The 26,933-nt window shown below is 41.9% G+C and carries 25 protein-coding genes; 15 read left to right on the plus strand and 10 right to left on the minus strand.

All coding sequences use genetic code 11. From position 1 onward, the window contains the following. Positions 1 to 2 precede the first annotated feature (2 nt). Positions 3 to 644: a thiamine phosphate synthase gene (thiE, locus tag BR63_RS18885; protein WP_034420815.1), complete on the plus strand. Its 642-nt coding sequence runs from the start codon at positions 3 to 5 to the stop codon at positions 642 to 644. Positions 645 to 721: 77 nt separating this feature from the next. On the opposite strand, the gene BR63_RS18890 is transcribed toward thiE, so the two are convergent. The 3 genes from BR63_RS18890 to BR63_RS18900 form a co-directional block, all read right to left on the minus strand. Then, positions 722 to 1,369, minus strand: coding sequence for a ribonuclease H-like YkuK family protein (locus BR63_RS18890; RefSeq protein ID WP_243270035.1), 648 nt, complete (start codon positions 1,367 to 1,369; stop codon positions 722 to 724). Between the two features lie 183 nt (positions 1,370 to 1,552). After that, positions 1,553 to 2,335 (minus strand): DUF4130 domain-containing protein, encoded by a 783-nt coding sequence (locus BR63_RS18895; RefSeq protein WP_034420817.1) that lies wholly within the window; start codon positions 2,333 to 2,335, stop codon positions 1,553 to 1,555. Between the two features lie 12 nt (positions 2,336 to 2,347). Then, complete coding sequence (locus BR63_RS18900) at positions 2,348 to 3,517, minus strand: putative DNA modification/repair radical SAM protein (RefSeq protein ID WP_051965500.1); 1,170 nt, start codon at positions 3,515 to 3,517, stop codon at positions 2,348 to 2,350. Between the two features lie 164 nt (positions 3,518 to 3,681). Here BR63_RS18900 and BR63_RS18905 point away from each other — a divergent pair, with 164 nt between their 5' ends. The 8 genes from BR63_RS18905 to BR63_RS18940 all read left to right on the plus strand — a co-directional run bounded on the left by BR63_RS18905 (position 3,682) and on the right by BR63_RS18940 (position 12,774). Next, entirely contained in the window at positions 3,682 to 4,623 is a 942-nt protein-coding gene (locus tag BR63_RS18905; protein WP_034420819.1) for a nitronate monooxygenase, read from the plus strand. A 256-nt stretch (positions 4,624 to 4,879) separates the two neighbouring features. Beyond that, positions 4,880 to 6,073, plus strand: coding sequence for a CaiB/BaiF CoA transferase family protein (locus tag BR63_RS18910; RefSeq protein ID WP_034420822.1), 1,194 nt, complete (start codon positions 4,880 to 4,882; stop codon positions 6,071 to 6,073). 13 nt (positions 6,074 to 6,086) lie between these two features. Next, on the plus strand, positions 6,087 to 6,983 hold the full coding sequence (locus BR63_RS18915) for a hydroxymethylglutaryl-CoA lyase (RefSeq protein ID WP_034420825.1): 897 nt from the start codon (positions 6,087 to 6,089) through the stop codon (positions 6,981 to 6,983). Positions 6,984 to 7,101: 118 nt separating this feature from the next. After that, the gene (locus BR63_RS18920) at positions 7,102 to 9,000 is read left to right on the plus strand and encodes a sigma 54-interacting transcriptional regulator (RefSeq protein WP_034420827.1); all 1,899 of its coding nucleotides are present in this window, start codon (positions 7,102 to 7,104) and stop codon (positions 8,998 to 9,000) included. Positions 9,001 to 9,295: 295 nt separating this feature from the next. After that, positions 9,296 to 9,430: a CoA transferase gene (locus BR63_RS20110; RefSeq protein ID WP_420825515.1), complete on the plus strand. Its 135-nt coding sequence runs from the start codon at positions 9,296 to 9,298 to the stop codon at positions 9,428 to 9,430. Positions 9,431 to 9,873: 443 nt separating this feature from the next. Further along, entirely contained in the window at positions 9,874 to 10,890 is a 1,017-nt protein-coding gene (locus BR63_RS18930; RefSeq protein WP_051965502.1) for a TRAP transporter substrate-binding protein, read from the plus strand. A 97-nt stretch (positions 10,891 to 10,987) separates the two neighbouring features. Continuing rightward, positions 10,988 to 11,500, plus strand: coding sequence for a TRAP transporter small permease (locus BR63_RS18935; RefSeq protein WP_051965505.1), 513 nt, complete (start codon positions 10,988 to 10,990; stop codon positions 11,498 to 11,500). Beyond that, the gene (locus BR63_RS18940) at positions 11,500 to 12,774 is read left to right on the plus strand and encodes a TRAP transporter large permease (RefSeq protein WP_034420828.1); all 1,275 of its coding nucleotides are present in this window, start codon (positions 11,500 to 11,502) and stop codon (positions 12,772 to 12,774) included. Before BR63_RS18935 ends, BR63_RS18940 begins: the two co-directional genes overlap by 1 nt. 399 nt (positions 12,775 to 13,173) lie before the next feature. Here BR63_RS18940 and BR63_RS18945 read toward each other — a convergent pair whose 3' ends face one another. From BR63_RS18945 to BR63_RS18955, 3 genes are all read right to left on the minus strand, one after another. Beyond that, positions 13,174 to 14,547 (minus strand): hypothetical protein, encoded by a 1,374-nt coding sequence (locus tag BR63_RS18945; RefSeq protein ID WP_034420830.1) that lies wholly within the window; start codon positions 14,545 to 14,547, stop codon positions 13,174 to 13,176. A gap of 178 nt (positions 14,548 to 14,725) precedes the next feature. After that, complete coding sequence (locus BR63_RS18950; RefSeq protein WP_243270036.1) at positions 14,726 to 16,102, minus strand: sodium-dependent transporter; 1,377 nt, start codon at positions 16,100 to 16,102, stop codon at positions 14,726 to 14,728. A 504-nt stretch (positions 16,103 to 16,606) separates the two neighbouring features. Further along, complete coding sequence (locus tag BR63_RS18955; RefSeq protein ID WP_034420834.1) at positions 16,607 to 17,284, minus strand: DUF2225 domain-containing protein; 678 nt, start codon at positions 17,282 to 17,284, stop codon at positions 16,607 to 16,609. Positions 17,285 to 17,443: 159 nt separating this feature from the next. On the opposite strand from BR63_RS18955, the gene BR63_RS18960 reads away from it, so the two are divergent. Then, positions 17,444 to 17,590, plus strand: a complete 147-nt coding sequence (locus BR63_RS18960; RefSeq protein ID WP_161781857.1) for a Spo0E family sporulation regulatory protein-aspartic acid phosphatase — start codon at positions 17,444 to 17,446, stop codon at positions 17,588 to 17,590. Between the two features lie 169 nt (positions 17,591 to 17,759). After that, positions 17,760 to 18,314 carry an MEDS domain-containing protein gene (locus tag BR63_RS18965; protein ID WP_034420835.1) on the plus strand — a complete coding sequence of 185 codons (555 nt, stop codon included), beginning with the start codon at positions 17,760 to 17,762 and terminating at the stop codon, positions 18,312 to 18,314. 27 nt (positions 18,315 to 18,341) lie between these two features. Here BR63_RS18965 and BR63_RS18970 read toward each other — a convergent pair whose 3' ends face one another. Together BR63_RS18970 and BR63_RS18975 are read right to left on the minus strand one after the other, a co-directional pair. Beyond that, complete coding sequence (locus BR63_RS18970; protein WP_051965507.1) at positions 18,342 to 18,761, minus strand: type IV pilin protein; 420 nt, start codon at positions 18,759 to 18,761, stop codon at positions 18,342 to 18,344. 159 nt (positions 18,762 to 18,920) lie between these two features. After that, complete coding sequence (locus BR63_RS18975) at positions 18,921 to 20,180, minus strand: Glu/Leu/Phe/Val family dehydrogenase (RefSeq protein ID WP_034420837.1); 1,260 nt, start codon at positions 20,178 to 20,180, stop codon at positions 18,921 to 18,923. A 243-nt stretch (positions 20,181 to 20,423) separates the two neighbouring features. Between BR63_RS18975 and BR63_RS18980 the strand changes: the two genes are divergently transcribed. From BR63_RS18980 to BR63_RS18995, 4 genes are all read left to right on the plus strand, one after another. Beyond that, the gene (locus BR63_RS18980; RefSeq protein ID WP_034420839.1) at positions 20,424 to 21,530 is read left to right on the plus strand and encodes an SLC13 family permease; all 1,107 of its coding nucleotides are present in this window, start codon (positions 20,424 to 20,426) and stop codon (positions 21,528 to 21,530) included. Between the two features lie 71 nt (positions 21,531 to 21,601). Further along, positions 21,602 to 22,276, plus strand: coding sequence for an HD-GYP domain-containing protein (locus BR63_RS18985; RefSeq protein ID WP_051965509.1), 675 nt, complete (start codon positions 21,602 to 21,604; stop codon positions 22,274 to 22,276). Between the two features lie 209 nt (positions 22,277 to 22,485). Then, a complete protein-coding gene (locus BR63_RS18990; protein WP_034420841.1) occupies positions 22,486 to 22,833 on the plus strand; it encodes a hypothetical protein in 348 nt (115 codons plus the stop codon). Continuing rightward, on the plus strand, positions 22,830 to 23,696 hold the full coding sequence (locus tag BR63_RS18995) for a GGDEF domain-containing protein (RefSeq protein WP_034420843.1): 867 nt from the start codon (positions 22,830 to 22,832) through the stop codon (positions 23,694 to 23,696). Before BR63_RS18990 ends, BR63_RS18995 begins: the two co-directional genes overlap by 4 nt. 630 nt (positions 23,697 to 24,326) lie before the next feature. On the opposite strand, the gene BR63_RS19000 is transcribed toward BR63_RS18995, so the two are convergent. Both BR63_RS19000 and BR63_RS19005 read right to left on the minus strand, forming a co-directional pair. Then, the gene (locus BR63_RS19000) at positions 24,327 to 26,126 is read right to left on the minus strand and encodes an ATP-binding protein (RefSeq protein WP_034420845.1); all 1,800 of its coding nucleotides are present in this window, start codon (positions 26,124 to 26,126) and stop codon (positions 24,327 to 24,329) included. Further along, the gene (locus tag BR63_RS19005; protein ID WP_034420846.1) at positions 26,127 to 26,813 is read right to left on the minus strand and encodes a response regulator transcription factor; all 687 of its coding nucleotides are present in this window, start codon (positions 26,811 to 26,813) and stop codon (positions 26,127 to 26,129) included. Positions 26,814 to 26,933: the final 120 nt, after the last annotated feature.

The following is a 26,933-nucleotide window of genomic DNA, read 5'->3' on the forward strand; positions in this document are numbered from 1 at the left end:
AAGTGAAGCCTAAAGTAGATTATTCTCTTTACCTGGTAACGGACCGGCTCATAACGAAGGGCCGGGACCTGCTTCAGGCTGTAGAAGAGGCCATCCGGGGTGGTGTTACCTTAGTACAGCTGCGGGAAAAAAGTATTTCTTCCCGTGATTTCTATACCCTTGCTCTGGAGATGAAGGCCTTAACCCAAAAATACCGGATTCCCCTCATTATCAATGACCGCCTGGACATTATGCTGGCCGTAGATGCTGACGGGCTTCATGTGGGCGAAGATGATTTGCCTTTAGCGACGGCGCGGCGCCTCTTAGGGCCTGAAAAAATACTGGGTTATTCTGCCGGAAATATCACCGAAGCCCTCCGGGGGCAGGAGGAAGGAGCTGACTATCTGGGCTCGGGACCTGTCTACCTTACGGGGAGCAAGGCCGATGCGGGAGAACCCATTGGGCTCACCGGGCTGCAAGCTATTAAAGAGAGTGTAAAAATCCCCGTTGTGGCCATTGGCGGCATTGATTTGGCCAGGATCCCTAAAGTACGGGAAACGGGCGTAGACGGAATTGCCGTCATCTCGGCCATTTTGGGCCAGCCTGATCCTAAAGAAACAAGCAGGGCTTTAGCAGAGGCTTGGCGCGGGAAGGCTAACTTATAAAACAAAACCCTGGAAACAGTACTGTACAACTGTTCCAGGGTTTTTATATTAGTTTACTACCAACTATCAACTACCAACTATTTAGTATACCTGTTGGCCAAGCTGGTGGCGGCTGTGGCGTAAGGCTTAATCTTTACGTCAAAACCCAGGCCTGTCACCCGGTTCACCATTTCTTTGATTAACTCTTTGGTGGGACCATGGGGGCCAATGTCTAAATGTATTTCCAGATCCAGATGGATATCCTGGTAGCCGTTAGCCGTTATCACGTCTAAAATCATATCGATATGGCCGGGCGTAAACATATAAGCGATTTCCTGGGTAAAAGCTGTTTCCAGGCTGATTTTCTCCCGAAGTGATTTGATGTTACGGGGAACCACCACTTCTCTTAAAAACCCAAGGGCACCCTTACCTACCCGGTGCACCAGAATACCGGTTACGAAAGAGGTTTTGCTTCTTACCTGGGAATCGGTGCCAATGGCAATACGGTAGGCACTCCGGGGATCCTCTTTAATAAAGTTCAGAATACGCGCGAACATCTCGGGGAAAGTAAGAACTTCCTGCCTGGTGTTGTGGAAAACCAGTTGAGGAGAAAAGCTTACGGCAGCTTGGATAATATCACCTTCTTTTTGATAATTACAGAAGGTATAACTTTCTGTAATTAGGGGTGTTAGGGAACCAAGCATCAACGGGAACGCTAGTGTCCCGTTGCAGAACAAAGTGCACATAAGTGCCTTTCTTCTTTAGGGATAGCATAGCATAGATGTGTTGCCCATTGCAAAAAGTTTCAATCAAAATATTTTTAATTTTCTTTATTACTTCCTTTATTATAGTATATACCCAAGAAGTTATAATTTCTCTTGCATACGGGGAAATAAAAACAAAAGCATGCACTTTTACATGCTTTTAACTTAAGTTGATTTCTTTTTTCCCTCAGATAAAATATTACCTTCCTGCAGCCAGTCCCAGTATTTTTGGGGTATGGCTTTTTGCGCCAGGCGGATATTCTTACGGTCCTCGATATATTGGGATTTATAGTATTTCTCCCAGAGGGTGCTGTAGTCATCCTTTTTTGCGAGAAATTCCCGGAAAGGGCAGGCGTCCAGAGAGAAAATTTTACCCTGATAGAAGCAGAGTGCCTGTGTGTCCAGGACAAGAACCACTTTATAGTGGGGATAACGGGGGGCAAATCTTTTTAGGATAAGGTCTGCCGTATCATGGTACAGTTTGGGGCGTGCCACGAGAGTCTCCTCATCCAGGGCGGAGAAACGGATGAACCCTAACATACGATGGACTTCATGGTGTACTTCCCGGGCCAGAAGAGCCAGTCTCCGGCAGGAGGAAGAAACATTGCTCAGGCAGTACTCCAGGCCCTTTTCAAAAGCTACAAGCAGGGCCTTTTCCATAATGACATATTTTTGCGGTGTAGAATGGCGCAGGGCGTAAAAGAGTCGTTGATACAGGGGGGATGCCGCCTGCTTCTTGAGCCAGGATACATCTTTAGCATAAATAGTTAACACCTGGGTGATGAGGGCATCCAGGCTAAAAGTATCGGCATCCAGGGACTCGTGGCTGTCAAATAAGGTATTCTGTGAGGGATGGGCAGCCTTCACCCGGCAGCCGGTTTTATGAATATAAGCCAGTAAAGTTCCCTTAATTAGAGAAGGAACCTGGGGGGAATACTGTATCATCATTTTTTGTGCCTCCTACCAGAAGCTGAGCTGGGTAAATTTCTGGGGCCGGGGATTGTACAGCCAGTTTAAATCCCCCTGTTTTTTCCCGTTGATGGTGATGAAGGGGCTGGCCCGTTTGATGACCACACCCACATTTTTTAACTCTTCCAGGGAAGTAAAACGATGCCGACGGCGTACAACCAGGAGGCGCTGGGCCGATTTGGGGCCAATACCGGGAACGCGCAAGAGGTCATAAAGACTGGCACGGTTAATCTCCATCGGAAAAAGCTGGGGGTTTTTAACGGCGAACATCAGCTTAGGGTCCAGGGTCAAATCCAGATTACCCGTGGGGTCAAATACCAAATCATCCAGGGTGAATTTATACAGGCGGAAAAGAAATTCCGCCTGGTAGAGACGGTTTTCCCGTTTAATGGGTACAGGTTTAAGATTTTCCAGGGGTGTCTGGGGCACAGGCTGAAAAGCGCTGAAATAGGAGCGTTTTACCCTGTAATCCTTGTAGAGAGACATAACGGTGGTGAGGATTTCCTGGTCCGATTCCTGGGCCGCCCCCACAATAAACTGGGTAGTCTGGGTTGTTCCAGGGTTATAGGGCAAATCAGCGGCAATAGCTTTGAGGGGAGTTAACAACTCTTTATGGTAATTTTTCGTTTTGCTGATGGCCTGGAGGCGATTCTCGTTAGGAACTTCCAGGTTAAGGGAAACCCGGTTGGCCAGTTTAACAGCCTGGGCGATGAGATCAGGAGAACTCCCCGGCAGAATTTTTAAATGTATGTACCCGCCAAAACGATACTTTTCCCGTAAGATTTCTGCGGCTTTGATCATTTCTTCCATAGACTGGGTAGTACTCTGTTTAATCCCGGAACTTAAGAAAAGGCCTTCCACATAGTTGCGCCGGTAGAGTTCAATAAAGATTTTGCTAAGTTCGGGGGCGGTAAAGCTTGTTCGTTCAATATCCCTTTGAACCCGGTTGGCGCAGTAACTGCAGTCTTTTTGACACTCATTGGTCATGAGGACTTTGAGAAGGGAGACACAGCGCCCGTCGGGGGTAAAGGAATGACAGATACCCGAGGCTACGGGACTGCCCATGAGGGGATTTTTTACTTTACTCACGCCGGAAGAGGTGGAAGCGCAGATATCATATTTTGCGGCGGCACCCAACAGGGCCAGCTTGTCTATATCCATTAGCAATCACTTCCCGGGGGTTGTTTTTATCATCTTTACCTTTAGTATAACAAGAATAAAAGAAAAATACAAACATACGTTCGGTTGTGTTAAGCAAAAATTGCTTAGTAAAGCTATTTTTGGTAAAATCTTAACCATACAAAGACTAAACACAGGAGGGTACTATGAAAACTAGATTAACTGAATTGTTAGGGATTGAATATCCCATTATTCAAGGGGGTATGGCCTGGATCTCCGAGGCTATCTTAGCCGGGGCCGTTTCCCAGGCCGGCGGCGCCGGGGTCATTGCCACCGGCGGGCGTGACATTGCCTGGGTAAGAGAGGAAATCAGAAAAGTTAAAGCCATGACCGACAAACCCTTTGGGGTCAACATCGCCCTGCTTTGGAAAAACAAAGAAGAAATCATCGATGTAGTGTGTGAGGAAGGCGTGAGCTTTGTTACCCTGGGAGCGGGAAACCCCGTACCTTATATTGAAAAGCTCCATAAAGCAGGAATCAAAGTCTTGCCTGTAATCCCCAACGTAAAACTGGCCAAACGGGTAGAGGAAAACGGCGCCGATGCCATCATCATTGAAGGCATGGAAGCAGGGGGTCACATCGGAACCCTAACCACCATGGCCTTAATGACCCAGGTTATACCGGCAGTAAAAATTCCTGTCGTTGTGGCCGGGGGTATTGTGGACGGTCGTGGTTTAGCCGCTGCCCTGATCATGGGAGGAGAAGGGATTCAAATGGGGACACGTTTCCTGGCTTCCAAAGAGTGTCAGGCCCACCCCAACTTTAAGAAGCGTTTGTTGGAAGCCGTAGATACTGATTCGGTAGTGACCGGGTATTCCCGGGGACACGGTGTGCGAGGCTTAAAAAATGAGTTTACGGAAAAGTACCTGGCTTTGGAACGGGCCGGAGCGCCCCAGGAAGAGCTGGACAGGCTGGCTACCGGGACCAATCGCCTGGCTGCCGTAGAAGGTGATGTTGTCAATGGGTTCGTCCAGGCAGGGCAAAGCCTCACCCCCCTCACCGAAATCCTACCCGTGAAGGGAATCATTGAGGCTACCATTCGGGAAGCTAGGGAGCTGCTCTTAAATGCACCTAAACTGGTGAGATAGGTACCGGGGAAAGTTGTAACTACAAATTGTCGGTAAGGTGATTGGGAGGCCATTCCCAATCATTTTTTCTTTTCAAGTATTCTATATGTTTCAATGTGCTTTATAAAAAGAGAAATGAAACATGACATTTAAAAGAATACCTGATTTTTCAATCTTTTTTTTTGGCACAATCCTTGCAATATTAAAAAGGCAAGTAATCATATCTCTATGCAGTATGGTTGGAAAAATAATTTATCGTCAAGAGGGGAGAGAACATATGTCAAAAGGTGCATTAACAGGTGTTAAAGTTCTTGATTTAACAAGAGTACTGGCAGGGCCGTTTTGTACCATGATGCTGGCCGATATGGGGGCCGATGTCATCAAAATCGAGGAACCCCAAAAAGGTGATGACAGCAGGCAGTTTGGTCCCTTTGTCAATGGGGAAAGTGCCTATTATATGAATTTAAATAGAAACAAGAGGGGAGTTACTCTCAATTTAAAACACCCCGAAGGGAAAGAAATCTTTTTGGAAATGGTGAAAAAGGCGGATATTGTCGTGGAGAATTACAGACCAGGTACTATGGAAAAGTTAGGATTAGGATATGAGGACCTGGCAAAAGTTAATCCGGGTATCATCTATGCCTGCGTTTCAGGTTTTGGGCATTATGGGCCCTACAAAGACAGGGCAGGTTATGATATCATAGGTCAGGCCATGGGAGGATTGATGAGCACTACCGGCTGGCCGGATGGTGAGCCTACGAGAACTGGAACGGCCATGGCAGATGTGCTGGCGGGTCTTTCCGTAACGGTAGCTGTTCTTGCCGCCTTAAAATACAGGGATAATACGGGAAAAGGACAAAAGGTGGATGTGGCCTTGGTTGACTCTGTGGTGGCCAGCCTGGAGATTATTAATCAAATCTATTTAGTTGAAGGAAGGAACCCCGAAAGAATTGGCAATCGTTATGAATCTGTCTATCCCTATGATTCTTTCAAAGCCAGTGATGGCAGCCTGGTTATCGGCTGTGGCAATGATAAACTTTTTGAGCAGTTGTGTAAAGTTATAGGAAAACCTGAACTGGCCAAAGACCAGCGTTTTGACAGGAATCCCAAACGTGTCCAAAGGCATGCTGAATTAAAACCTGTTATTGAGGAATGGACTATGATGAAGACAGTGGATGAGATCGTAGATATGTTGTTGGAGGCCGGGATCCCCGCAGCCCCTATTAACACCATAGAGAGAGTAGTGAAAGATTCCCATATTGCAGGAGCCCGGGAGATGTTTGTAGAACTGGAACATCCTAAAGCCGGCAAGTTAAAGATAACGGGTTCTCATTTGAAATTCAGTGAAACAAAGGTTGCCTTTAGAAAACCGTCGCCTCTTCTTGGACAACATAACCAGGAAATATACGGAGAGGAATTGAATATCCCGGAAGAACAACTTAAATCTCTTAAGGAAAAAGGAGTAATTTAGGGGTGGTATTAATATGGAATTGCCAGAAAGTGTGATGATCGTAGAGGTAGGGCCGCGCGACGGTTTTCAAAACATTAAGAAATGGATCCCTACAGATGTGAAGTTAGAAGTGATAGAATCTTTAATCGCCGCCAATATTCAAAAAATAGAAGTTACTTCCTTTGTTTCTCCCAAAGCCATCGCCCAGATGCAGGATGCAAAAGACATAGTTTCTAAGCTGTTAGAAAAAAAAGTAAATATAGAATTAAATGCTTTGGTGCCAAATCTTACGGGAGCCGTTGCAGCCTGGAACGCGGGAATAAAAGAAATAACTTACGTAATTTCGGCTAGTGAGAAACATAACATGGAAAATGTGAGAAGGACCATCGAAGAATCCTTCGGAGAACTCGCAAAGTTAAAAGAGTCGCTCCCTGATATGAAAATAAAATTAGATATAGCTACTGCTTTTGGCTGCCCGTTTCTAGGTGATATCCCTGTTGAGCAGGTGATTAAGATAATTGAACAGGGCTTGACCTTGGAAGTGGAAGAAATTTGTCTTTGCGATACCATCGGTGTGGCCAATCCCAGGCAGACTGGCAGTCTGCTGAAAGAGGTCTTAGAACGTTATCCCGGCGTTGAGTTTGGCCTGCATTTTCATGATACCAGGGGTATGGGGTTAGCTAATGTTTTAGTGGCTTTACAGAACGGCATGACAAAGTTTGAAGCAGCCATTGGTGGCCTGGGCGGCTGTCCCTTTGCTCCCGGTGCAGCCGGGAATATAGCGACAGAAGACCTTGTCAACATGTTGGAAAGAATGAATGTGAAAACTGGCATTGATCTCGGAAAATTATTGGAAACAGCCAAGCTTGTTAAGGCCAAGATCATGTCGGAGCTGACGGGCCATATGGTGAATGTGTGTAGTGTTTTGTGAGAAAAGGGAATCCTTGGTTTACCATTTTTTTATTACTAAAATCTTTGTTTAATCACCCGTTGGGGTGATTTTTTTATGATAAAATTTGAGCAAGGAAGAATCCCGGGAGGGATCAAACATGGAGAAAATCAAGATTGGCTGCTTGACCTATAAGCATCTAGATGCGTTGGCTCGGAGTGCCATTAATAAAATCAACGATGACTCGATAGAGGTTGTCCTCATCGAGGGTTTAATGGAAAATTTAATAGAGAAAGTCAAGGAAGCTTTTACGGATAGCGTGGAAATATTCGTGGGCGGTGGGGCCAATGCCGAAACGATTATGCAGGCCACCCAATACCCGGTGTTGAGAATACACTTGACAGGTTTGGATTATTTAGAGGCTTTATTAAAAGCTAAAGAACTTGGTAAAAATGTGGGGATAGTGAGCTATAAATATCCTGTTTCTTTTGATTTAAATAAGCTAGAGAAAATGTCCGGAATGAAAATTGTCCCTGTCATTTTTCATGATACGGATGAGCTGGAACAAAAACTCTTATCGTCAAACATTGAAGTCGTTATTGGTGCCAGTTTATCTATTGAGATTGCAACAAAGCTGGGCCTAGGCACAGTTTTGATCTATCCCGGCGAAGATGCCATTATATCTACCATACGAGAAGCAAAAAACGTAGCTATTGCTTTGCGTAAAGAAAGAGAAAAGTCGAAAATCTCCCAGGCTATTCTCGATTTTTCTTTGAGTGGTGTGATTGCTACAGACGCTAAAGGCCAGATTAATATCTATAATCCATCCGCCGAGAGAATACTTGGTATCAGTTCCCAGCAAGTTCTGGGTAAACCTTTGAAAAGCACATTCCCGGAACTTAACATGGAGGATGTTTTAAAAACAGGGATGCCGCAAATAGAAAGTGTTGAACAGGTAAATGGCACAGAAATAGTCATAAACCGGGTTCCCATTGAAAATGGCGGGAAAATATTCGGTTCGGTAGCCACTTTCCAAAAGGTTTCCGATATTCAAAGAACGGAACATAAAATTCGCTTATTAAACAAATTGAAGGGCTTCTCGGCGAAGGCTAATTTTTCGGATATCATAGGCAGTTCTAAAATTATGCAGTCTATAATTGAAAAGGCCAAGATCTATGCCAAAACCAATTCCAACATCCTGATTTATGGTGAGACAGGTGTAGGTAAAGAAATCTTTGCCCAGAGTATTCATAATTACAGCTTCCGGCAGAATGGTCCTTTTGTGGCCATCAATTGTGCTGCTTTACCCGAAAATCTCCTGGAAAGCGAACTCTTTGGGTATGATGAGGGGGCCTTTACGGGCAGTCGTAAAGGAGGTAAAGCTGGGCTCTTTGAACTCGCCCATAAAGGGACCATCTTTTTAGATGAGATCGGCGAAATTTCTCTGGCTTTACAGGCCCGGCTGCTCAGGGTTATACAAGAAAAAGAAGTCATTAGGATAGGGGGTGATGCTGTAATCCCGGTCGATATCCGGATTATTGCCGCCACCAATAAAAAACTGGAAGATAAGATGCCTTATGAGTTTCGTGATGACCTCTATTACAGGTTAAATGTCTTGCAATTGACAATTCCGGCGCTCCGGCAGCGTAAAGAAGATATTCGAGACTTGTTTTTGCGGTTTCTCAAAAAACATCTTAATATAAATCAACTTAGCGAAGACATGATTGAGCATATACTCCCTGTATTAACATTATATTCCTGGCCCGGGAACATCCGGGAGCTGCAAAATGTTGTGGAACGCTTTGCTGTTCTTTTTAATAACACCATTAGGCTTAACAATTATTTAATTAGGGAACTGCTGGTTACTTCTATTGGTGAGGATAAATTGGTTAATGATCTTTTGCGGCAGTTTAACTATCATTCAACTGATAAAATAAAAGGGAAAGAAATATCCAGCGAGTTAATAGAAAAACTTGAGTTGGTTTTCCCGGATAACAAAAGTAAAATTGCAGAAAAACTGGGGATTAGCAGGACTACTTTATGGAGAAGCACAAAATAGTTTTCCGCATAAATCGAATATGTTTCATTTTTTATGAGGAAAGGGCATTTGAAACACAATGTTCTTTCTTTTTTCTTAATTAATGGGGATTTTTTTGTTGGCATGAATGTTGCAATTATATAAAGTGGGATGAACCGCGGAGTCCCTTGAAGTACTTCTAGATGGAAAATTGAGAAAGTTACAAAAGGGGTGAGTTTTCGGTGGGAATGACCTTAGCAGAAAAAATTCTGGCCCGGAAGGCAGGAAAAGCATCGGTTTGGAGAGAAAAAGATGACTAAATTTATTGCAAGGTTTCTTGGATGGCCTTAGGCTGCTTGAACTGACAAGGGTACTGGAGGAGCTGTTCAATAGTATGATGTTGGCTGATATGGGAGCTGAAGTCATTATAAAAATAAAGCACTTGTTCCGCGAGGTGATAGCATGCAGTTAGGGCCGTTTATAAATGGAAAAATTTTACTAGATGAACCTAAATGGGAATGGTCTAAGACAATTTAGTCAAAACGTTATGTAAAGTTATAGGTAAACTGGTTTCAAACGAGGGTTTAGACAAAAACTAAAACGATCTAGAGGTATACGAGCTAAAGTCCATCCATAGAAGAATGGACAAATCAAAGAACTGTGGATGAAATTGTGGACCTGCTTTTAGGATAGGGAGTGACGGCATCCATAAAATTCTGCGGATTTAATTAAAATAAAAATAAACAGAATTCAACGGAAATTTAGTTCATGTTTGCAGTTAGTGTAAGTTCCTGATTTATAGGAGATTCTTAAATGTCAAGTGCACGGGATATATTCATATAGGGGAGACAGGAAAGTTTTACTGATATTATTTGAATCTTTTAGAAAAATATTTTAATAGAGGAGGAGAATAGTTTGAAGAATATTAAGTCGTTAACCTTATTTATGATCTTTATCCTGATGTTTACACTCTTTACGGGTTGTTCTTCGGGCGGCAATCAGGATACAAATTCAAGCGCCAAGGGTAAAGTTGTCCTAAAACTTGGTCATACCGGCGCCCCTGACCATCATTACCAGGAAGCTTCACTGATGTTTGCCAAGAAAGTAGCTGAAAAAACCAATAATCTGGTGGAGATTAAGGTTTTCCCGTCAGATCAGTTGGGTAAACAAAATGAACTAATAGAGGGTGCTCAACTGGGAACAGTAGATATGGTCTTAACCTCCGATGTACAACTATCTAGTTTTGAACCACTGCTGGGCGTTGTAAACCTGCCCTTTCTCTTTAAGGATTTTGACCATGTAACCAAAGTATTTAATGGACCTGTAGGGGATAAACTTGCTGCCGCTCTTGATAAGAAAGGCTTAACGGTTCTTGGCTGGTGGGAAAATGGATTCCGGCATATCACCAACTCAAAGCGACCAATCAATACGCCCGCTGATTTGAAAGGATTAAAAATCAGAACCCCAAACGGTGCCGTTTTCGTGGATACCTTTAATATGCTGGGGGCCAGCGCAACTCCTATGTCTTTTGGTGAGCTATATTCAGCGCTGCAACTGAAGACCGTGGACGGACAGGAAAACCCGACTACCCACATTTTGACGCAGAAATACTATGAAGTTCAGTCTTATTTATCATTATCAAATCACATACATGTTGTGGAGCCATTGTTAATAAGCAAAGTAGTGTATGAAAAACTAAGTTCTGAATACCAGAAGGCCCTGAAAGAAGCTGCAAAAGAAGTATCCATATGGGAATTTGAGAAAGTTAAAACAATGGAAGCGGGCGAAATTGAAGAGCTTAAGAAAAAGGGTATGAAGGTTAACACGGTAAACCTTCAGGCATTCCAGGAAGCCACAAAAGAAATATATGCAAAATACGAGCCTAAGTTTACAAAGGAACTTATTGAAGAAATCCGGGCAGCAGGTAAATAACCTTACAAGTAAAGCATTAGACCGCAATATCATTTTAAAAAACGGATACCAGGCAGCGTACGCTGCCTGGTAATCCCTCAAGGTGGGTGACAGAAAAATGTACCAGGCATTTAAGAATTTCAATCGTTTAGCGAATGAGGGTGCAAAAGTTATTATAATTTTTTCTCTAATTATAATGACTATTCTTGTTTTTTCCCAGGTTGTTTTTCGCTATGTCTTGAAGGAGTCTTTATCATGGTCAGAGGAATTGGCACGATACTTTTTTATTTGGCTTACATTCATAGGAGCAAGTGTTGCGGCCCGGGAAAAATCCCATATATGTGTTGCGGAATTTATAGCTAGGATAAAACAAAATAAACTCCGCAAAATGTTGATGGTATTTGCCAATTTACTCAGCATATCTTTTCTCGCCATATTAATTCGCTACGGAGTACCCATAGCGCAGAGAATTATAAAACTTAAACAGGTGTCTCCCTCCATGCCGTTTCTCTATGTGGGTATCGTTTATATTGCGATACCTATTGGAAGTCTACTTATGTTATTTAATTTGCTGGAAATTTTTATCGAGACCTGGTTTGACAGGGAAGGGCAAAAAGGAGGGGAACATTAATGGGTGTAACATTGTTTATTGTATTTGCTGCGCTTGTTTTACTAAGCGTACCAATTGCCATATCCCTGGGGTTAGCTTCCATGATAGCCATTTTTCTTCACAGTAAACTTTCCTTAATGGTAGTAGTGCAAAAAATATTCGGCGGAGTCGATTCTTTTACCCTTATGGCAATTCCTTTCTTTATACTAGCCGGAAATATCATGTCAGTAGGAGGGGTCTCCAATCGCCTTGTGGATCTTGCAGGTTCCATATTGGGGAGAATTACCGGTGGTTTAGCCCTTGTCTCTACAGTAGCCTGTACTTTTTTTGGGGCCATATCTGGGTCGGCCCCTGCTACCACAGCAGCTATTGGTTCTGTTATGGTTGGACCAATGGTTAAAAGGGGTTATGACAAAGAATTTGCCGCCGCTACTGTGGCTGCATCGGGTACCATAGGTCTGTTGATTCCTCCCAGTATTACTATGGTACTCTACGGTGTTATCGCTGGGGTCTCCATCGGAAAACTGTTTTTAGGAGGAATTATTCCGGGGTTATTGATGTGTGTTGTCTTAATGGTTGTTGAATATCTAATTTCAAAAAAGAAAAGATATCACGGTGATGAGCCTGCTAACTTAAGTTCTATAGTAAAAGCATTTAAGAGGAGTACTCTTGCTCTTCTCATGCCTGTAATAATTTTGGGCGGCATATACGGAGGTATTTTTACACCAACGGAAGCTGCAGTTGTTGCAGTAGTATACGGTATTATTGTAGGTGTATTTGTTTATAAAGAACTAAAATTAAAAGATCTGCCTGCAATCTTTTTAAGCTCAGGTAAAAGTACGGCAATCATCATGTATCTGGTTGCAACGGCTCATATATTCAGTTATCTCCTAGCCAGTGAAGAAATTCCTCAACAGTTTACCCAACTAATGTTAGGATTTTCAACAAATCCGACAATAATATTAATAATAATTATTTTCTCTCTATTGATAGTTGGCACATTTTTAGACAATGCGGTAGCTATGGTTCTATTAACACCCATATTCTATCCGGTTATCAGCCAGATAGGGATTGATCCGGTATTCTTCGGGATTATTATGGTATTTGGGTTGGCTATAGGTCAGGTTACCCCGCCCGTAGGTTTGTGCTTATTTGTAGCATGTAATATCTCGGGTGTTTCTATTGAGAAACTCTCCAAGGCTGTAGTTCCCTCTATAGTAGCATTAATCATACTACTGCTAACACTTTCTTTTTTCCCGGAAGTAATTCTTTATATACCAAATAAAGTAATGTAATTCTCGTGATGTCTATGGATTAAATAGCAATAAGCAGAACTTACCTTAACTCCTGATACTAACTTGTTATATTCAATAAACTACACTGTCAGTATACCACCCGGGGTCAGTAAAAGTTTTAGAAGGGATCTTAACATTGGATTATACCTTTAGCTTGCTATAATGCCGGAGACAATTAAATCACGAATGCCAGTAAAAAACCTGTCATCGCTTAAGATGACAGGTTTTTCTTTCTCGATACTACATAATCAGTACGCCTACGATGAGGGTAGCAACAAAGCCTATGATAACAGGGATAAAGTTCTTCTGGCCAGTTCCAGGGGGTCAACCCACAGATAGCGGCTACAGGGATTAAACCCCAGGGAATAATGGTCCGCCTCCGGTCCAGACTCCGGCAATTTAGATGAGAAAGATCGCGACAATGGTTGTGGCCAAAAAACCAATAATTACCGGTATAAAGTTCCTTCTGGCCAGTTCCAGGGGGTCAACACCACAGATAGCGGCTACAGGAATTAATCCCCAGGGTATGATGGTTCCTCCTCCTACCCAGATGGCAGAAATTTGCCCCAAGGCTGCTAAAACTCCAATATTACCGTTAATGGCCTTGCCGAAGGTTTGGGCCAGAGAGCCTACAAGGGGCAAGCCGGAAAACCCGGAGCCGTCCAAACCCGTAATGCCGCCGATAATGAGCTGGAGAAAAGCCACAGGAGCTGCAGATAAGGGCGCTCGTTGTGATAAAAACAATCCAATATCTGTCAAAAGACCGGTGGCGTTTTCACCCAGGATGGCTTTGGCAGTACCTTCAGAGCCTAAGAAGAAAAAGGCGCCGATCACGATTACGGGGGAAAAAATTTTGATTCCGAACATAAAACCGTCCCGTACAAAATCTGTAACTTTTTCCAGAGCTTCTCCCTTAAATTCCACGATAGAGATTAAGGCCATGATGGCCAGGGCTGTACCCCCGATGAGGGCTGTAGCGTCACCGCCTTTAAGGTCCAGAGCCAACATGGCAATAACGTCAATGATAAAGAGGGCGGGAATAAGAAAAGCAAAGATTTTGGCGGTCTCACTAGCCTTTATGGGCGTTCCTTCGGTATAAGCCAGGGCTTCCTTGGCATATTTTCCTTGATTGGTCTTCAGGTCTTTTTGCAGCATAAAATATGCCGTTACCGTAGTAACCACAGCCATCACAATGAACAGGGGGGCACCCGGATAGGTAACCATAGTTGCATCAGCTAAACCTGCTGCTTTGGCGGTAACACCAGGAGCGCCCTGAATAATCCAGTCACTGGAAAGACCTACCCCGTGACCAAAAAGGTTCATGGCAATGGCAGCCCCGATAGCAGGAAGTCCGGCCTTGACAGCTACGGGGAGGAGCAAGGCACCGATCAGGGCTACGGCAGGGGATGGCCACACAAACCAGGAAACAATGAGCATACCCAGACCTAATACCCAAAAGGCAACGGCAGGATTAACCATAAGTTTTGAAGCTGGTCTGGCAATCAAAGCATCGATTCCTGTAGCTGACATGGCTTTAGACATGGCTACAACAAGAGAAATAACCGTAATGATGCCTAAAAATTCATTGCCTGCTGCCACCAAGGCGTTGAACATAATTTGGATAGTGGTAACCAGTTTGCCACTGAATACAAAACCGATGATAAAGAGCCCCACAATACAGGGTAATACTGTATCGCGGCGCATGACCATGGTTGCGATCACTATTCCCACCATTAACAGATAGATCCAGTGAATTGCAGTTAATGTAACCATTTTATACCTCCTGTATAGAACATTGATTAAAATAATGGAGGACAATCCTATTTAACTTAAGACATGTCTTAGTTTTCCACAGAAATAGCAAATTATGTCTAATAGGCAAGGGAAAATTTATTAAGATAGTTTTCTGGCATAATAAAAGGGCCGGTGTTGGACCGGCCCTGAACAAAGGTTATATTTTAATAAAGCCTAAACCGTTCAGGAGAATAAGGGTGATGGCTATAGGAGCCAGGTATCTGACGATAAAGAAGTAGATGTTAATGACTGGTTGGTTTGACAGAGACCCATTGTTTGAAGCCTCTCGGGCGATGTTTTTAAGACCCCATTTCCAGGCAATGAAATAGGTAATCAAGAGTCCACCCACAGGCAGAAGAATATTAGAAGTGAGAAAATCATATAAATCGAAAAATGTTTTATCAAAGAATTTCGTATCACCCAGGGTGCTGAAAGATAGAGTAGCAGTAGTGCCTACCAGGGCAATGGAGATAATGGTTACCAGGGTCGCTTTTAAGCGGGACCATTTGAGTTCTTCAGTAAAGTAAGCCACAGGGACTTCCAGGAGGGAGATCATGGCTCCGGTAGCAGCAATGGAGACAAGAAGGAAGAATAGGACCATGAAGATGTTGCCTAAAGGCATGGAAGCGAAAACTGTGGGAATAGTAATGAAAAGCAAGGAAGGACCGGCATCAGGTTTAAATCCGAAAGCAAAGACAGCCGGGAAGATAGCCATACCCGCCAGGATAGATACGAGAGTATCGGAAAGCATTACTTTTACCGCGGTATAGGGGATATTTTCCCTAAAGCCAAAATAACTTCCATAGGTAATCATGGTTCCCATACCCACAGACAATTTGAAGAAGGAAAGACCCATAGCTGTAAGAATGGTGGCGCCAGTTATTTTGGAAAAATCGGGTCTAAACAGGAATTTTAACCCTTCACTGGCTCCGGGTAAGGTTAAAGCCCTAATAACACAAATCAATAAGAGCAGAAAAAGGATGGGCATAAGGGTTTTTGTAATCCGTTCAATGCCTTTGGTTACTCCCAGCATGATAATAGAACCTGTAAAGAGGAGGACAAACCATTGCCATAAGAGAGGGCTCCACACGGCAGACATTGATGTCTTGAAGACTTGAGTCGTTACTTCAGGGTCAGTGGTAGAAATTACCCCGGAGGCAGCTTTGAAGATATAAGAGAAAACCCAGCCGGCTACAGTTGTGTAGAAGGCCATAATGAGGAAAGAGGCCGCTGTCCCGGAAACACCCACCAAATACCAGGGCCTATTTGGCGCTAATCTTTTAAAGGCCGTAATGGCATTAGCCTGGGTAGTACGACCAATGATGAGTTCTGAAATCATGACAGGCAGGCCAACCAGTATGACGCAAAGTAAATATACAAGAATAAAAGCGGCTCCCCCGTTTTCGCCCGTCATGTAAGGGAATTTCCATATATTACCCAAGCCTACTGCTGAACCTAAGGTAGCGGTAATGACACCGAGGCTGGTAGCAAACCCCTCACGTGGTTTGTGTTGTTCTTTTTGTACAATGCTCACACAAATACCTCCAATGCTATGCTTCATGAATGCTTGAACAGTCACAATGAATATGATAATACAGAAAACAGCATAAAAGCAAAGGCATTTTAAGGTAACCCAAGAAAGAAAAATAGCCTTTGCCGGAAGGCAAAAGCTATCTTTTTAACTTTAAGCTGTTCTTTATTCTGTAGCTTCGTTACTACGTGCCCTTTTAGCCACGTAAGTTAAGACTAAAAATATAACAACTATATTCAATAAAATAATCATCTTCTGCGCTCCTTTCCTACTCCTAGACAGATTATAGACGAAAGATATGTAGAAATTGTTTCTATCAATTTAAGAAATTGTTAAATATTATATGGCAAAATAGTACAAATAATATTATTATTGATAATTATTATACACTTATCCAGAAGTGAGCACAAGGAAAAGTTGTTTCCATATGTTATTTATTTACAATTTCCCGTATTTATTCTTTTTAAGATAAAAACGGGCAGTCTAATCGGCTGATTAGACTGCCCGCTAAATTCCTATTTCTTTAATCTGTTCCTTATAATCATACCAGCGTTCCCGGGCCATTTTTACTACTCTCGGTTCGGCATTTTTCTCCGCAAAGAGTCTGCTAAACCATTTTCTGGTCTCTTCGTATTTTTTGAGCCTACCGTTAAGTTCGGCAAGTAAATAAAATAACGTGGCTTTGCCCATAGCCAGGTGATTAAGGTCTTCAAATTCGTAAACACTGAGGTAAGCATTTAACGCATTGGCTAAAAATCTTTCTTCCTCCTGAGGATTATTTTGAAAACGGTAAAGCCAGGAGAGCCTTAAGCAAAGACTGGCCGTCATTAAATATTGCTCTTCTAAAAGGGTAGAAAAAATTAAGGCCAGTTTGTAACTTGTAATGGCATCCTCCATGTTGCGGGGGCCGCACAGGTTAATTTTATTCAGGCGTTCGATATAGTTCTTACGCAGGATTTCTTTTTCACTATTTCGTAATTCCGGTGTATTACCTAAAAAAGCGTACCCGCAGTGGGGACAAACGTTTACATCATAAAAATAGGGATTTATTTCGCCCTCATAATGGGTGCAGAAGTCATGATCTTTATGTTTAACGATTAGCTTGCTTTGTTTGACCTTTGTAGTTTTAAAGGGTAAATTGCAGTATAGACAGGTTACTTGTTTTTCGTACAGTATATTGTCCAAGTTCTTGACCTCCTTCTTTTTGTATAATAGCATTAGTCCCAGAAAAATTCTACCTATAGTCCTAATTTCTTCATGTTATTTACAAGATATTACTATTTTCTTGTTTCTTCTGTGTTTTATATATTGAAAAATATAGACAAATCGGGGGAGGATATGGACATGGAACAGGATAAAAAGAATATACTCGCCCACAAACTTAAAGAAATAGAACGGTTAAGGACAGATTTAATTAAACTTGTAGTCGATAAGGGAGGTAACTTTCAGGATAGGGAGGTTATCCGCTTAGGAGGTTATCCGCTTAAGTGAATTATTAGATGAATCGATAGTAGAATATTTAAAGATATTAAACTGATACAAGGTGGAAGAATGTTCAGAAAATATAGTATAATGTTTAATAGATTTGAAGAGTAGAGTAGATATTGTTCATATACTTTAGGCAGGTCCCCGGTATTCCATTAAGGAGGGAATTCGGTTCATGGCTAATACTTTTGGCGTTCACGCAGTCTTTTATTACTACGAATTAGAACACCTCATGGTAAATCTTTGTCATTATATTCATAACGCCGCCGTTAATAGAGAAGCAGTCTTCCTCTCCCTTGACCCTGATTTATTGAAGCGTTTACACTACTTTCTCAAGGTTAACGGTATACCGACAGAAGGTGTGATGAGCCATTCAATGAATGAACTTCTCGAATGTTTACGGAGGAGCGGAAGCAAGGGAGTACACGAAAAAATTTGTAATTTGGCTTCTTCCGTAACTTCTGCGGGATATCAGGGAATAAGATGGATATGCCAGCCTTTCTTTTTTCTTGAGGAAACACCCAGAGAAGAAATCTATCATTTCGAAAAAGACCTGGGAGAAGCATTAATAGGAACAAACTGTTCATTTCTCTGTGCGTATGATTTCGGGGTAGTTGTCAATTCAGACGCCAGACATATCGAGATTTTACAGGACTCACTTCTTACCCACGAGATGATCCTCAATAAATTTACGCTGCAAAAGTGTGATGAGGTGCTAAAAGTAAAATAAAATACCCTGTAGTTTTCTGTGCACTAACTAGAGATTCGTGGAGCTGCAAGTAAAAGCATCAGGGTCGCTAAAGGTATAAATATCGTTTTCTTCCGGGTCTTTTCTACCATTGTCATTGGTATCTTTAAGTAAGTAGATAATCCCGTCTTTATCCACTACATAGCTATATCCGGGTATATGTGAGGAAGGAAGTTTAAAAAAATACAAATCTCCCAAGGAGTTTATACTGTCAGGATAAGTTCCCCGTGCTAATTTATAGGTTTCGCAGGCTGTGGCTATGTTTTTTAAGTCGCTTTTTACTTTGACTAAATTTGCTTTGGCCGTCACATTCTGAAAAGCGGAAAGAAACGTTGTGGCCAGTATACCAATGATTACCGTCACAATCATAAGTTCGATAAGGGTTGTTCCCATTGCAGTTTTCATTACCATTCCTATGGTCTTACGCACAGGCTAACCCTCCGGAGAAGTCACTCTATCTAGTATTTAACCAATTTCTTCAAAGCCTAACTGGATAAAGAACATATAATTTAAAAATATACCCGCAAGCCTTGGGTACACACCAGAAAAAAAGGAATGCACTGTCAAAAAGTGCATTCCTTATAAGTATTACGGGAAAATACCCCTGATCTTTTTAGCTTTCGCTACTCTATCCAAGGCTACCATATAAGCAGCCATCCTTAAGGTCACGTTTTTCTCCTTATGGACCTGCCAGACTTCTTCAAACGTTTTCTTCATAACCTTTTCCAGGTTGCTGTTAATATAGTCTTCATCCCACATGAAAGATTGTTCATTCTGAACCCACTCAAAGTAGGAGACTACCACACCGCCGGCATTGGCCAGGATATCCGGTACCAGGATTATATTACGTTCCTCTAAAATTTTATCGGCCATATTGGTAGTAGGACCGTTAGCGGCTTCAACGATGATTTTGGCACCCATTTCTGTGGCGATATCTTCCGTGATCTGGTTTTCCAGAGCGGCAGGAATCAGGATATCCACGTCAAGGGTTAGGAGTTCCTTATTTGTAATTACGGAGAGCCCTTCCTCCGTATAGCCTTGTAAAAGGTTTTGGTTGTTCTTGGCATAGAAAATAGCTTTATCTATATCAATACCCTCTTTTTTATACAGGGCACAGGAGACATCACTGATGGCCACGATTTTAAAGCCCTGATCCTTGAGGAGTTTGGCTGCAATACTGCCTACATTTCCAAACCCCTGTACGGCTACCGTCATGTTTTCTTTAGCAAGTCTTAGTTTTTCAATGAGATTGAGAACTGTAAACATGACACCCCTGCCGGTCGCTTCCGTTCTACCCAGTGAACCACCTATTTCCAGGGGTTTACCGGTAACAACTTCCGGGACGGCGTATCCTTTAAACATACTGTATGTATCCATGATCCAGGCCATGATTTGGGCATTGGTACCCACATCGGGGGCAGGTATGTCCTTTTCCGGGCCTAAAATTGGCAGGATCATGGCCGTATATCTTCTGGTGAGTCTCCTAATTTCATCAATACTCATTTTAGAGGGATCACATTTTACGGCACCCTTGGCCCCACCGTAGGGTATATTAACCAGGGCACATTTCCAGGTCATCCAGGCCGCCAGCGCTTTTACCTCATCGAGGTTAACATCGGGGTGGAACCGGATTCCGCCTTTGCAGGGACCTCTGGAACTGCTGTGCTGGATTCTATAGCCGGTAAAAACTTCGGTACGGCCGTCATCCATGACCACAGGAATAGATACAGTTAATTCTCTTTCCGGGTATCGTAGAGTAACATAGTCGTTGTACTTGAGTCCGATTTTCTTTGCTGCTTCATCCAGGACGTTGAGCATAGTTTGATAAGGATTATACGCTTCAGACATGTTGCTACCTCCTTTAAGCTAATAGAAGAATTAGCCAAGCATTATGTATACAGGATACATTATACACAGGCCGTTATAAATTGTAAATATATTCTTTACCCTATTGGTGTTTTTATTTTCGCAAAGAAAAAGGCTTTACGCGACCTAAGAATTTAATACTGAGAGAGAGGAGCAGGTCTGGACAATTGTCAAATTCATGGTAAGATAAATAACGTTTAATGAATTACGAAAGGTGACGGAGTAATGCGCCAGTATCTTCAGGCTATATGGACTAAAGAACCCCTTTTTGTTACGGCATCTTTTCTCGTGGCGGCGTCTTCCTTTTTTGTCAAACCCAGTGTAGCAGCAATTGACTGGAAAGTAATTATCATTCTCTTCAACTTGATGGCAGTGATTATAGCCCTGGAAAAGTACAGGGTCTTAGATGAGCTATCTTTAAAACTCCTCGAACGATTCCGTTCTTTAAGACTCTTAAGTATCTGTTTAGTGCTTATGACGGGTTTTTTTGCCATGTTTATCACCAATGATGTGGCTCTACTGACCCTGGTTCCTTTAAGCCTTTTAATTGCCAAACGCTGCAGCTTTAATCCTGCCTGGTTAGTCATTTTACAGACTTTAGCCGCCAACATAGGAAGCAGTTTGACACCTATGGGAAACCCCCAAAACCTCTTTCTCTACGAATACTATAAAATCAGTCCCACATCTTTCATAAACATGATGGCTCCTTTTGTCATAGGGGGACTGATCTCGTTAATTATATTAGCCTTTAAAATTCCCCCAGAGCCTGTCCAGTATAAATGTGACGTCAGTTTTACACCTTCAGAATCCAAACGACAATTGATGTATCTTATTTTTTTTGGTCTGGTTGTATTATCTGTGTTGCGTGCAATTGATTACAGGTTCATTTTTTTCTTTACTTTACTTGTACTCATTATTTTTGACAGGGAACTACTCCTGAAGATTGATTATTATTTACTTGGTACTTTTATTGCCTTTTTTCTTTTGGTCGATAACCTAGCGAGATTGCCGGGACTTATGGAAAGTATCACCGTTTTTTTAAACGGCGAAGGCAATACTTTCCTTTTAGGTGCAATCCTTTCCCAGTTTATCAGCAATGTCCCTGCCGCTATTCTTTTGGCTAATTTCACCGGTCATTATCGGGAACTTCTCTGGGGAGTTAATGTAGGCGGTATGGGCACACTAATTGCTTCCCTGGCCAGCCTTATTTCCTACAAGCTTTACGCAAAAGAATATCCCGGTAAAGACTATCTTGTAAAGTTTCATATCGTAAATCTGGGAGGACTATTATTTTTTACGGGTCTTGTGTGGATTTATCTTATAAAACTATAATACGATAGAATTTTATGGTTGCAGCCCTGGCTTCAACCATTTTTTATAGAGAAAATTTCCCAGGAGATTAATTGCTGAAACTTGCAAAGAAATGGATTATTTTGTATAATATCCATGAAATTAGGTCGATGGTCCTATATTGTGCCGCAGAAAGGCGTGGAAACGTGATTTTAGCTAGTGTCCAATCAGATTCATTAAAGGCAATGGTAAAATTAATGGAGTTACGGGATATATCAACATATATTCACTGCAACAAGGTAGCGCAATATAGCAAGATATTAGCGGCGAAAATCAGTTTATCGGAAAGTGAAGTGGAGCTAGTTACTAAATCAGCTTTAATACATGATATTGGTAAAATGGGTATTCCCGAGAAAATTCTGTATAAACCGGGAAAACTAACGGATATTGAGTATGAAATCATTAAAAAGCATACAGTGCTGGCCATCGATACTTTATCTTCTACCGGCTTAAATGATTTGATTCCCTCAGTTGTACACCATCATGAGTGGTATAACGGTCAGGGGTATCCTACCGGGCTTAAAGGCCCGAATATACCTCTCTATGCCAGAATCATTGCTGTGGCCGATGTCTACGATGCTCTGACTTCCCCACGTGTATACCGGCCAACGCTTACCGTAGAAGAGGCAAAAAAAGAACTGCTTAGAGTGGCAGGAAGCCAGTTGGATCCTGAACTGGTTCGAGAATTTCTAGAAATGGAGCAAATATTAAGTCAAAATACAGATTGATGAAGCAACAGAAAACCCGTCGCTAGGACGGGTTTTGTTTCACCAGTCAGAAAAAGTATAAGTTTTTAGGGGCATGGAAAATTTTATTAATTGTGGAGGAAAAATAAAATTTATGGTATAAATATATAAAGTTGCGTTTTGACATAAATTGCTTACATTAGGGCGCGGGGTTCATCGGCTGCCTATTATAATACAGGGGAGATAGCAAAATGGAGAATACTACTGCCATAAGAAAAGCGGAAATTAAAATTAAAATGACGGAATTTGAGTTTCCACCTATGCAGGATGTTGTGTTAATTGGAAATAGGGCGCCTATAGGTGCTGAAGCAGCAAAAAGAATGATTGACGTACTTGCACCTGACCAATACGAAGTGATTCGTCTTGATCACTTTATGTTTGAAGCATTGGTAATTAGAAAATCATTACTACAGCTAATCCCCAGAGAAAAATTAATTTCCATCATACTTGATGAGGGGAGTTTAGTAGCCAATGAAGATAATATGGTCAAAGCCCAGGTAAACATCCATGTAGAAATAAATAGGATGATTGATTTATGAGTAGATATGTAAAGGAAATTATGACGATAAGTCTCTATACCATTGGTCCCTATGAAAGTGTAAAAAAAGCTGAAGCAATCATGTGGGAAAATAATATAGGGGGTCTCCCCGTAGTGCTTGATGACAAATTAGTGGGCATCATCACGTCCAAAGATATTAGAAGAGCCCATCCCAATAGGATTGTTGCAGATGCTATGACCAAAGAGGTTATAACTATTACTGCAAATTCAACAATTTGGGAAGCTAAGGAGCTAATGGAGAAAAAAAACATTGAAAGATTGCCTGTTATACATAATGATCAATTAGTGGGCATTATCACTAAGGCAAAACTCATTGAAGAAGTGAGTAAACATATCGACATAATGACCAGTTTGCCAAAAAGCCAATTTATTATTGAGAAGGCGGTAGAACTGTTACGGAAAGAAAGTGACTTTACTGTTATCTTTATTGATGTAAATAATTTTGGGGTTATTAACAAAGACAATGGGCATATAATTGGTGATCAAATATTATTACAATTAGGAATGTTGCTAAAAGATCAAATTGACGAAAATTGTTATTTATGCAGGTTTGGCGGAGACGAATTCCTAATCTTATATGATGGTTCTTTAGAACGGGCAATTACCTTTGCCAATAAAATCATAAATTCTACTAAAGAATATAAATGGTTGAATGATATAAAGATAGATCTAACAATTGGTATTGCTGGCGGAAGAAGAACGGGTATTCGCCCTGGTGAAGACTTGAGATATAATATATTAAATTTAATCAATTTAGCCAGCCTGGCCTCATCACAAGGAAAGAGGGAGAATGTATCCATTAAAGTGGTTGATTGTGTATCTTGTTTAACCCAATCTGAATAATCTCATCACACCTAAAAAGATAGCCCTCCTCAAACAGGGGGGTTGTCTTTTTTAATTTAGGGATCACCTAATAAAAGTTCACAAAAAGTTCACGTTTTTGTTCCTTTTAAGCCACATATATCCCCTATACTCTAAATAACATTTTTAACCGGAGGTGAGTAAAAGCAGTATGTAACTAACCAAGTTTAAAGATTGTTTTTATTTTTATTGCAGTTGTACTAACACTGCTAATTGTGGCATCTGCATTCATCTACAACAATACAAACAGGCAAAAGCCAGTACCGGCAATTTCCTTACTGCGCCGGTACAGCGCGGCACTATAGAGTACAGCATTGATGGTACCGGTACACTTAAGCCCAGCGAACGTTATGCATTAAAAACGTGGGCTGGCGGTACGGTTACGGAGGAGTATTGGGTTATTAGCGCGAGGATTAAGTTGCCCGAGAAAGGAGGATTATTGTGAAAGGTGACTTTTATTCTGCCATGTCTACTTATAGTCCATTTTGGTTAGCAGTCAGTACGTTAATGGTTATGTGGCCTCTCATAAAGGCTTATTTGGCCAAATTAGACTACCATAAATAAGTAATAAGAAGAGTCTTGATCGGAGATTCCGAGCCAAGGCCTTTTTGCTTAGTTCTGTTTTTTTATTTCTAAAGTAAAGGTACTTCCTTCATGAAGTTTGCTTTCTACCGTCATTTCAGCGTGGTGTAAATCAGCTATTTGTTTGGCTATGGAAAGACCCAAGCCGGTTCCATTTTGGTTTTGCCGGTTCCGGGATTTATCCACTTTATAAAACCTCTCCCAAATAAAAGGAAGGTCTTCTTCAGGAATCCCTATTCCAGTATCCTTGATACTTAAAAATACTTTTTCCTTCTCATCCCTTAAATCAACTTCGACAGCACCGCCTGAAGGTGTATATTTTATGGCATTATCCAGCAGGATGATTAATAACTGCTCTATACGGTCGGCATCACAGTATACTATGATATTTTGGTGAGGACGGACGGTGGTAAAAAGGTGAATACCTTTGGTCTTAGCTCTTTGCTGAAATTTGTTTACTGTTTCATAAATCAATTCACTTAAATTTACTTCCTCCAGGTGTAGTTCAACTTTGCCCGATTCCAGCAGGCTCAAATCCATTAGATCCTTAATGAGTCTTTCCAGGCGCAGGGTCTCATTCTTGATAATACTGTAGTAATGGTTGGGCGGATGATCTGTCACTCCATCCAGCAAACAGTCTGTATAGCCCCTGATCACCGTAACAGGCGCTCGTAATTCATGGGACACATTGGCGATAAAATCACGGCGCAGCTGCTCCACTTTTTCCATCTCACTGATATCCTGCAGAATTCCTACCGCCCCCAGGAGGTTACCGTTTTCTTGTTTGATGGGGGAAACTACGACTTTAAAAGTGCTGTGCAGTAATTTAAAAGCAGCCGAGGTTGATGTTCCGTTCACTAATGCAGCTTCGAACGCTTTTGTCAACTCGGGGAGGGGAGAAATATCTGTTAAAAGTCTTCCCAGTATTCTTTTTGCAGTCGTCATAAAAAATTTTTCAATGATGGGGTTAATAAGGATAATTCTTCCCTCTTTATCGGCGGCAATAAGTCCTTCATTTATACTTAGTACTATTGATTCCAGCTTTCCTTTTTCTTGCTCAAGGGCAGTAATATTCGAATCTAATTGGCTGGCCAAAAAGTTCATGGAGGTTGCCAGTTCACCAAGCTCGTCGTCACTAACAGGTTTGATGATAGTCTTGTAATCACCTTTGGCCATGGCGAGAGCTGCTTCGTTCATATTTTTTAAAGGAAGAGAAATTTTTTTTGAGTAGTAATAGGCGATACCGGTGGCCAGGAGAATCGCGATAACGCTGGAGATACCCAGATAATAATAGGCTTTTTTCACCGTATCGGTAACTAAATAAACAGGTGAAAAGGATAGTACAGCCCCTGACACTTCTGGTACACCTTCTGAACTAATCGTCGTAACAGGTAGGGCCACCGAAATCACTGGTGTATTGAAATGAGGCAACATGCCTTCCTTGATAACCATCTGCCCAGATAGTACCTGTTCAAATTCCTCCCTACTTAAGCGGGAGTCTTTCCGGATAGGAGGTTTTCTGCCTAGTTCGGGTCTTACCTGGGAAGGGGCAAGGATGCGTCCTTCTTTATCAATGATCAGGAAGCGGGTATCGATAAATCTGTCTAAGGTTTCCACAATCCGGTTGAAGGACTCTTCATCCATTTCTTTATTGTTATATTTTTGGGTTAGAGTAACTATTTCATTGGCCTTGTACATAAGCTCATTTTTTTTGGCTGTGATTAAATAATTCTTGAAAAGTGGATTCAAAAGGGACCCCACAATAACCAGGGTAATCACAACAAGAACAATATATGAAGTAAGCAGTTTTACTCCTATTTTCGAGTTCATTTATTTCACCTCGAATTTATAGCCGACCCCCCAGATGGTTTTTATATCCCAGGGGTTATGGGGTGCGACCATCAGCTTACGGCGCAGTCTTTTCACATGGGTATCCACCGTTCTGGTTTCTCCGATATAGTCATAACCCCAAACGTTTTCCAGGAGATTCTCCCGTGTAAAGACCATGTTAGGATGGGAGGCCATAAGGGCAAGCAACTCAATTTCTTTGGGCGTTAAAGGCACAACTTGATTTTTTACCTTAACCCGGTATTCCGCTAAATTAATTTCAAGATTAGGGAAAGAAAGCGTTTTAATATTCCTGTTTGTATCACTGGTACGTCTTAAAACAGCCTTAATCCTGGCTACTACCTCCCTGGGATTAAATGGTTTGGTAATATAGTCGTCAGCCCCCAGCTCCAAGCCTAAAATCTTATCGATATCTTCTGATTTAGCCGTAAGCATGATAATGGGGGTAGATTTCACAGCCCGGATCTTCCGGCAGACTTCGATACCGTCCATTTGCGGCATCATCACGTCTAATACGATAAGACGCGGGTCTGCCTCCTCTATTTTCTCCAGTGCTTCCATGCCGTTATCTGCTAAGACAACCGGATACTCCTCTTTCTTCAAATAAAGGGATAAAACTTCAAGAACATGGGGATCATCATCCACTAAGAGAATCGGCTTATTACTCATTTGTTTCCCTCCTTCTAAGAATATACTACAAAAAAATTATAAAAAAACCCTGAGAACTTCAATGTTCACAAAAAGTTCACATCTCTGTACTTTTTTTGCCATAATTTCCGGGTATATTAA

Source organism: Thermanaerosceptrum fracticalcis (genome assembly GCF_000746025.2).
GTDB lineage: Bacteria > Bacillota > Peptococcia > DRI-13 > DRI-13 > Thermanaerosceptrum > Thermanaerosceptrum fracticalcis.